General features: G+C 39.4%; 2 protein-coding genes and 2 pseudogenes. 1 reads left to right on the top strand and 3 read right to left on the bottom strand.

Translation table 11 applies throughout. The features are described 5' to 3' along the window. The first annotated feature begins 492 nt into the window (after window positions 1–492). A complete protein-coding gene (locus tag V7K67_RS06515) occupies window positions 493–1,107 on the top strand; it encodes a tetratricopeptide repeat protein (RefSeq protein ID WP_334734047.1) in 615 nt (204 codons plus the stop codon). Window positions 1,108–1,123: 16 nt separating this feature from the next. Here V7K67_RS06515 and V7K67_RS06520 read toward each other — a convergent pair whose 3' ends face one another. From V7K67_RS06520 to V7K67_RS34310, 3 genes and pseudogenes are all read right to left on the bottom strand, one after another. Continuing rightward, a complete protein-coding gene (locus V7K67_RS06520) occupies window positions 1,124–7,075 on the bottom strand; it encodes an AAA family ATPase (RefSeq protein WP_335165709.1) in 5,952 nt (1,983 codons plus the stop codon). A gap of 77 nt (window positions 7,076–7,152) precedes the next feature. After that, window positions 7,153–7,752 (bottom strand): annotated as a pseudogene (locus tag V7K67_RS34305) (sensor histidine kinase); the annotation flags it as partial. Next, window positions 7,727–8,482 (bottom strand): annotated as a pseudogene (locus V7K67_RS34310) (serine/threonine protein kinase); the annotation flags it as partial. The pseudogenes V7K67_RS34310 and V7K67_RS34305, both read right to left, overlap by 26 nt.

Raw genomic sequence — 8,482 nt, forward strand, 5'->3', positions numbered from 1 at the left:
TATTGAATCTCAAGACAGACCGGAAGATGGCAATTCGTCACCGACCAACATTACTGATTGAACGCAGTTCAATCAGTAATGTTGGTCACTTCCTCGATTGCCCAAAAATTCATCTCATCGCTCCCCTGAGTACAGGGTGAGCGAGAGGCTTCTTTTTGTTTAAGCTAATAGTTTATCTTGCAGGTGTCCGATGCGATCGCCTTTTATAAGGGAAATGCTGAAAACCACTGATAAATAGCAACGCAGTTGCGTATTTCGTACTTCAGGTAGAGGATGAAAGCTAATAACACCCTTCAGGGTGTTCTGATTTAATCTTTTTGGTGCGCTCTGAGCAAACGTGGTGAGTTGGGGAACCTGTGCAAACAGGATTAAGGCTGCAAAGTCTTAAGAATCTCCGCACCTTCAGGTCGGAGAGTGTCAACGTAATCTAGATAATCGCAATCCCTAAAGCATTCACTGCATCTAATTCCAATTCAATAGCCGATCAAACTCATGTTTTTTTCAAATTCTCTGGAAAATCAACTCCAGCGCTGGAACGAAACCATTCGCGATCAGCCGAAAAATCCGAATGCTTACACTCGCCGAGGTATGGTTAACTTTCAACTGGCCAAAATTGATGAATCTATTGAAGATTTTGACATGGCAGAGCAATTGGATGCCCGTATCAAACCTTACCTCTGGCAACGGGGATTATCGTATTATTATGCAGAAAGATTTGCTGAAGGCGCTGAACAATTTGAAATAGATTTGACTGTGAATGCTCAGGATGTAGAAGAAACAGTATGGCGATATCTCTGCATAGCTCGTTCTTTAAGTGTTGAAGAGGCACGTAATTCTTTACTAACTGTAAAAAATGATCCTCGGCGTATTATGCAGCACGTATATGATTTGTATGCGGGCAATTGTACGCCAGATGATGTTTTAACCGTAGGTCAATCAGAAGGAATAAAGGGAAATTTTTATAGTCATCTTTACTTAGGATTATATTACGAAGCTCAAAATAATCTTGATTTAGCTCAAGAATATATAGTGAAAGCTGCTGATAATTACAAAATTGATGATTATATGTGGTATCTAGCGCAGGTGCATAAGAAGTTGCGAGGATAGGCTAAGGTTTTCCTCTTCATTGCCGCACTGGAATTGCAATTATAAATTCTGTACCTTGTCCTGGGGAGGAATTGCATTGTATCGAACCGCCGTGTTTTTCTACGATAATTTGACGAGCGATCGCTAACCCCAACCCTGTCCCTTTTCCTACAGATTTCGTAGTAAATAAATGGTCAAATATCTTTTCTTTGACTTCTTCATTCATGCCATTAGCGTTATCAGCAATTGTTATTTCAACCAGATGATCTTTCAAGACAGTTTTGATGATAATCTTGTGAGGATTTTCTTGAATTTCTCCAAAACTCCGCCCAGTGTTCGACTCATCTAAAGCATCAATGGCATTGGCCAGAATGTTCATAAATACTTGATTTAGTTGCCCTGGAAAACATTCAACTTTGGGTAACTTAGCATATTCAGTTATCACTTCAATTGCTGGGCGTTGTTCATTTGGTTTGAGGCGATGCTTGAGAATTAAAATCGTACTATCAATACCTTCATGAATGTTGAATGGCACTTTGTAATCTTTATCTGCACGCGAGAAGGTTCTTAAACTAGTACTGATATTTTTGAGGCGATCGCACGCCATCACCATTGAATCAATTGCCTTGGGTAAATCTTCTAAGCTATAAGTTAAGTCAATTTCTTCTGCATGGTCAATAATTTCAGCACCCGGATTGGGTAGACTTTGTTGATAAAGTTTCAGATGTTGAACAACATCAGCAATAGTTGGTTTAGCTTGTTTGAGACTCGCAGCAATAAAGCCCAAAGGATTATTCATTTCATGGGCGACACCGGCAACTAAATTACCCAGTGCAGACATTTTCTCACTTTGAACAATTTGTAATTGCGCTTGTTGTAAATCTTCTAAGACTGTTCCGAGTGCTTGAGATTTTTCGGTTACTGCTTCTTCAGCTTGTTTGCGATCCGTAATATTAATAGTTGTCCCGACTATGCGATAAACTTTTCCTGTCTCATCTTTTAAGGGACTGAGTGTGGTTAAGAACCAAATTTTCTCGCCATTAAATGTTAGACATTCTTCATAGGTGACGAGTATTCCGGTTTGGAAACAATGGAGATATTTTTGTTCCACTGCTGCACCTTCATCAGAAGGAATTAATTCTTGCGGAGTTTTACCCAGCACTTCCGCAGCAGGTATCCCAATCACTAATTCGCACGATTTGCTCCATCCGGTGTACTCAAAGCTACCATTATACCGAGCATCAACCACAAAGATCAGACAGCCCACACCTTCATAAATACTACTGAGGAACTTTTCTCGCTCTTGGAGATGATTATATAACTGGGCATTTTCCAAAGCGATCGCAGCTTGAGTGCAAAGGAAATTGATCACAGAAAGGCGATCGCTAGTAAATACCCCTTGAGTCAGTTGATTTTCTAGATAAAGAATCCCTACCAAGCGCCCTTGATTAATAATCGGAGTACATAATACACTCTGGGGTTGTGAGGAGTGCATGTATTCCCCAATCAACCCAATAATATCTGTTTTGCAATTGTCTATAACAACTGTTTTTTGAGTATTTTTGACGTAATTGATCACTTTTATGGGAATATCTTGACAATCATCGAGTAATTGGAATTCAAGAATGGTTTGTATTTTCTCATGATTGATAAAGGTAATTGCCCTAACTTGCCAAGTATCATCTTGGGGAAGAATTAAGACAGCTTTTTTCGCGCCGGAGTTTTCTAGGATAATGCTGTTGAGGCTGGCAATGAGTTGATCTAATTCTAGAGAACTGGAGATAGTTTGAGCAGCTTTGAGGATTGAGGTAAAATCTAGGGCATTAGAAATACTGGTGTTGGTAGTAGTAGAAGCGCGATGAGATGAGGAAGTGCCAGAAGAAAAAGCGATAGTTTCTAGAGGATTGAAATTAATTTGTCGCTGTTGCAGAATTGGTTGCAGTAGTTGAGGATAGCGCTTTTCTAAATCTTCTATTTTGGCTTTTGCACCCCAACGAGCATAACAATAGTATGCTTCCTGTATATAGGTTTGGGCGACTTTTTCTCTACCCCAGTCGAGATAGAATTTGGCGGCGAGTTCGTTAGCGAGGGCTTCTTCTTGGAGATATTGGTTTTTTTGAGCGAGTTGAATAGCAAGATCGTAAAGTTCCATTGCATCTGTCTTCTGTCCGTAAACGCGATATTTTTCGGCTTCGACTAAAGAATATTTATGCTGGAAGTTCATGGGAGCATGAGATGTCCATTGTTTCAGTTTTTGCTGATTGACAAGGACTCGCTGCTGCAATCTTTCTTGTTCCTCTTCACAAGTATCAGGTAAGATAGCTAACTGGGTTAATGAATCATAAAAATAAAAAATTGCTACCATGATACAGCCAGCTACCCCATCTAAATATTGTTGAGCATAGTCTGCCACTACAATAGCTTCATCCCATTCTTGGAACAGGTAGCAAAGGATCAATTTATTGACGTACAGCGTACCAATGGCGTAAAGATCGTTGGCAGTTTGGTGCAAGGGCAGCATTTTGGCTTCATTATAAACTACGCCTTGAAATTGCCAAGGTAGATGACTTTGACTGTCTGAAGTTGACCCTAAATTTAAAGTAGATTGATAGAAAATCTTCAGATAGTTGTAAGAAACTTCCTGCTTAAGTTGAGCTAATGCTTGACTATAAGCTGCCATTTCTTTTTCCAAAATAGTTAGTTCTTTACCTAAGAAAAAGGATAGAGAACAGTAATTGTAAGCACAGTAAGCTGCATATTCTAAAGCACCCATTTCCAAACCACTCTGATATCCTTCCAGCAGAGGAACAAGAGATGTTTGAAGGGGATATTTCCACGGCTTCACAAACGGATACACCATGTTAATCGTGCTGGCTTTAAATTCCTGACTCCGAGATTTTGCGAGGAGATCCAATGCCAATTGACCTGCCTGATTTCCTAACTCAATTTCCCCTGTGATACAAAGAATCACGCCATACCAAGCATAAGCCAGTGTCGATACAGTCGCATTGCCTTGTTGAATCGATAAGCAAACCTGTTTACACACTATCATTGGCAACAGAGGCGGAACTGCTTGATAGACTGCTGCTGTCACTACTGCCAGAATTCGGATGACTGCTAGGGTTTCAGGATCGGTCATTTCAGGCAATTTCAGCAATTCTTCTAACTGCTTTTCGTTCAAGAGTAACTGAGTTTCTTGTAAACTTTGATTAATCTCTGCTGGGCTAGGCTGGGTTGGAAACACAATTCCAAATAATTCCAGAACTGTGAGGGCGATTTTAATTGCTTCGGGTTGTTTGCTCTGCGCCACATAGGCCAGAATTTTTACTTCGTAGACTTTAATAGTGTTTAGTAAGTGTTGAGCATTGTGCAACACATCATCCACAAGTTGCTCCATTAGCTCAAAATCACCGCTCAGACAAGCAACTTCAGCAGCTAACTCATATAAAGCTAAAGTTATTTCATAACAATGCTGCCAACTTTCTATAGTTAGCAGTTCAATGCCTTGATTTAAATACTGCATTGCGGCTACATAAGCAGTTGAAGATTTTGCCTTTTGTCCAGCCGCAAAATTGAGCATTACTAGTTCGTAGCGCTCAGTTTGAGTAGTAATTAATGCGACTCCCTGATTCAACTGGTTAACAATTTCAAACAGTTTCTCGTCTCGCTCCTGTGCGGGTGTGGCATTAAGTAACCTTTGTCCAATTTTGAGGTGCGTCAGTTGTTTTTGGTTTTCGGAAATAAGAGAGTAGGCAGCTTGTTGTACTCGATCGTGCGAAAATCTATATTTAGCTAAATGTTTATTGTTAGTTTCATTGAAAGCGACGGGAAACTCCATCCCCAGGTGTCTGTAGAGGGATAGTCGCCCCGTCGCTTGGGGCGTTGGGCATTGGGCATTGGTAACTTCTTCCCCATGCCCAAAAACTCCATCCCCTTGTGGGTGGAGTTTTTTATCATTACTGTCCCCTTGATAAAGCTTATAAAAATCGCTAATTGGTAAAATCAATCCTTCTTGTAAAGCTTGCCATAAATCAGCAGATGTCTCGGTTTCAAGTTGTTCTGCAACAATAGCTAAAGTTGCCAAATCAAACTGATTGCCAATACAAGCTGCTAACTGCAAGATATTTTGAGTGAATGGCGGTAATTTTCGTAATTGCAAACCCATAAAGGTAACAATATCATCTGTAATCGATTGTTCATTAATTTGGGCAATATCACACTGCCAACACCCAGACTGAAAGTTAAATTGAATGAGATTCTCATGATGCAATGCCTTGAGAAACTGGATAGCGAAAAACGGATTACCTTGAGTTTTCTGAAATATTAATTGAGAAAGAGGTAATGCCAAACTTGCTGTACATTTAAGTGTGTCAGCAACTAATTGATTCACTTGCTCTTGACTAAGTGGTGCTAAAGTAATCGTATTAATCGTAGCAGCTGTTTTTTGGATATCATTCAAAGTCAACATCAATGGATGTGCTGGATTAACTTCATTATCACGATAAGCACCAATCAAGAAAAGATGCTTGGTATCAGCCATTAACAACTGCATTAACATTAACGATGCCGAATCAGCCCATTGTAAATCATCTAAAAATATCACTAATGGATGTTTGTCACTAGTAAAGACTTGAGTAAATTTCTGGAATAAGAAATTAAATCGATTTTGTGCCGCACTTCCTGATAATTCTGTAGCGGGTGGTTGTTGACCAATAATTTTTTCTAATTCGGGGATGACTTCAATAATTACTTGTCCATTATCACCTATAGCCGCTAAAATCTTATTTTTAAATTGTTGAATTTTAACATTGCTTTCTGTTAATAATTGCCCCATTAAATCCCGGAATGCTTGCACAAATGCACTGAAGGGAATATTCCGTTGAAATTGGTCATATTTACCTTTAATAAAATAACCACGTTGTTTGACAATTGGTTTATGAATTTCGTTAACGACAACGGTTTTACCAATACCCGAAAAACCAGCTACCAGCATCATTTCTGTTGCACCAAAGCTAACTCTATCAAATGCTTGGAGTAGGGTTTCTACTTCGGTTTCTCGTCCATAAAGTTTGTCGGGGATAATAAAGCGATCGCACACATCCCTCTGGGCAATTTCAAAGCCTTTAATCTTACCATCAACTTGTAGCTGATGTAAACAATTTTCTAAATCAAACTTCAGTCCCAATGCACTTTGATATCTATCTTCAGCATTTTTTGCCATCAATTTCATCACAATATCTGACAAAATTTGCGGAATCTCTTCACTTTTGACTTCCCAAAGGGATGGTGGCAGCTTTGCTAAATGACAATGTACCAATTCCATCGGGTCATTTGATTTAAACGGTAATTCTCCCGTCAATAATTCGTAAAAAGTTACACCCAATGAATAGAAGTCAGTACGGTAATCAATCCCCCGATTCATTCTGCCTGTTTGTTCTGGGGAAATATAACTAAGTGTCCCTTCTAACACATTGGGATTCATCAGTGTTTGAGTTTCCCGTGGTAGTAGGGATGCAATACTAAAGTCAATTAATTTAACTTGTTTGGTTTCGGGATTAATTAAAATATTGGCGGGTTTGATGTCTTTATGAATAATCCGCTCTCGATACAATATATCTAAGGTATTGCACAGTGTGATTGCTATCTTGAAAAACTCTTCTAGAGACGCTACATTTCGCCTCTGGTCAGAGGTGAAATAATCTTTAAGAGAAATCCCGCCAAAATCTTCCATCACCAAGGCATAGCCATTTTGGTAGGGTTCCAGGCTATAGGTTTGAACGATCAGAGGTGAGCGAAGATTTGTGGCAATGGTGTACTGGTTGCGAAACTGCACTAGTTCGCTAAAACTGGGATAAGGATTTTTCAGCAGCTTAATCACTACAGGTAATGAGTTAATTTCTCGATACCCTCGATAAACCAGAGTTCTAGAACCATTGTAGAGTTCTTCACTTACCTTGTATCCGGGAATATGCACAAGATTACTAACCATACTGCTAAATCTTTAAGACTTCCAGATTTAGTGTTCCCAGAATATATAAGGTTATTGATAAACAAGAGCAAAGTTTTTTATGAAGGAATTTTAATGATAAATTCTGTACCCTGACCTAGAACCGAGTTAAAACTCAATTTTCCGCCGTGGGTTGATTCCACAATTTGACGAGCGATCGCTAATCCTAATCCTGTACCTTTACCAACGGCTTTTGTCGTAAATAAATGGTCAAATATTTTTGATTTTACTTGTTCATTTATCCCCTGTCCATTATCAGCAATGGTAATTTTAACTAGATTATTTTCGACTGAGGTTGTAATTGTAATGCAGTTACGATTGGCTTTAATTTCCTGAAAACTGCGTCTCTGATTAGATTCATCTAATGCGTCAATAGCATTCGCTAGAAGATTCATGAATACCTGATTTAATTGACCAGGGAAGCATTCTACTTGAGGTAAATTACCGTAATTGGTGACAACTTCAATAGCCGGACGTTGTTCGTTTGCTTTGAGGCGATGTTTGAGAATTAAAATCGTACTGTCGATACCTTCATGGATCTTAAATAGCACTTTGTAATCTTTATCGGCACGGGAGAAAGTGCGAAGACTGGTGCTGATATTTTGGAGGCGCTCGCACGCCATCACCATTGAATCAATTATCTTGGGTAAGTCTGGCAATTTTTGTCCTATCGGTCATCGTGGGTAGGTTAACTAAATCTTCAATCTTTCGATCTCCAATCAGTTCCCCAATCTCTTGCATTGACTGTTGAATATCAATTGGTGTGGGTATTGCGGGAAAGGTTACGCCCAACTGTTGCAGAATTTTTTGGGCGATGGCAATGGCTTGGGCAAATTTATTCTGGGAGATATGAGATTGAATTCTAATTCCGTAAACATTAACCTGTTCAAGTAAGGAGTGGGTTTGTTCGATAACAATATCAATAAATTTTTCCATCTGCTGAAAGTCGCCAGACAGGGAAGCTACTTCGGCTGCTAATTCGTGTAGAGCCAGAGTCATTTCATATTGCTGCTGCCAAGCTTTTTCTCCTAGCATTGATAATCCAATGCTGGCATATTCACGACTTGCTTGATAGGCGGTAGCACTTTTGGCTTTGCGACAGGCAATCAGATTAAGCCCAGCTAATTCATCTCGTTCTCTTTGTTCGCTAATTAAAGAAGTTCCGTAATTTAATTGATTGACCAGTTCAAAAATCCGGTCAACTCTAGCTGCTGAGGAAATCTGTTGGAGGAGTAGTTGTCCGATGTGGTAATGATTCGTCTGTTTTTGATCATCGGGAATTAGAGAATAGGCTGCTTGTTGGACGCGATCGTGTAAGAATTTGTAACTTGCTAATTGCTCATTGCTAATAGCTATTTGTTGATTTCTATTAGCAATGGACAAATAGCT

Source organism: Nostoc sp. (assembly GCF_036917155.1).
Lineage (GTDB): Bacteria > Cyanobacteriota > Cyanobacteriia > Cyanobacteriales > Nostocaceae > Nostoc.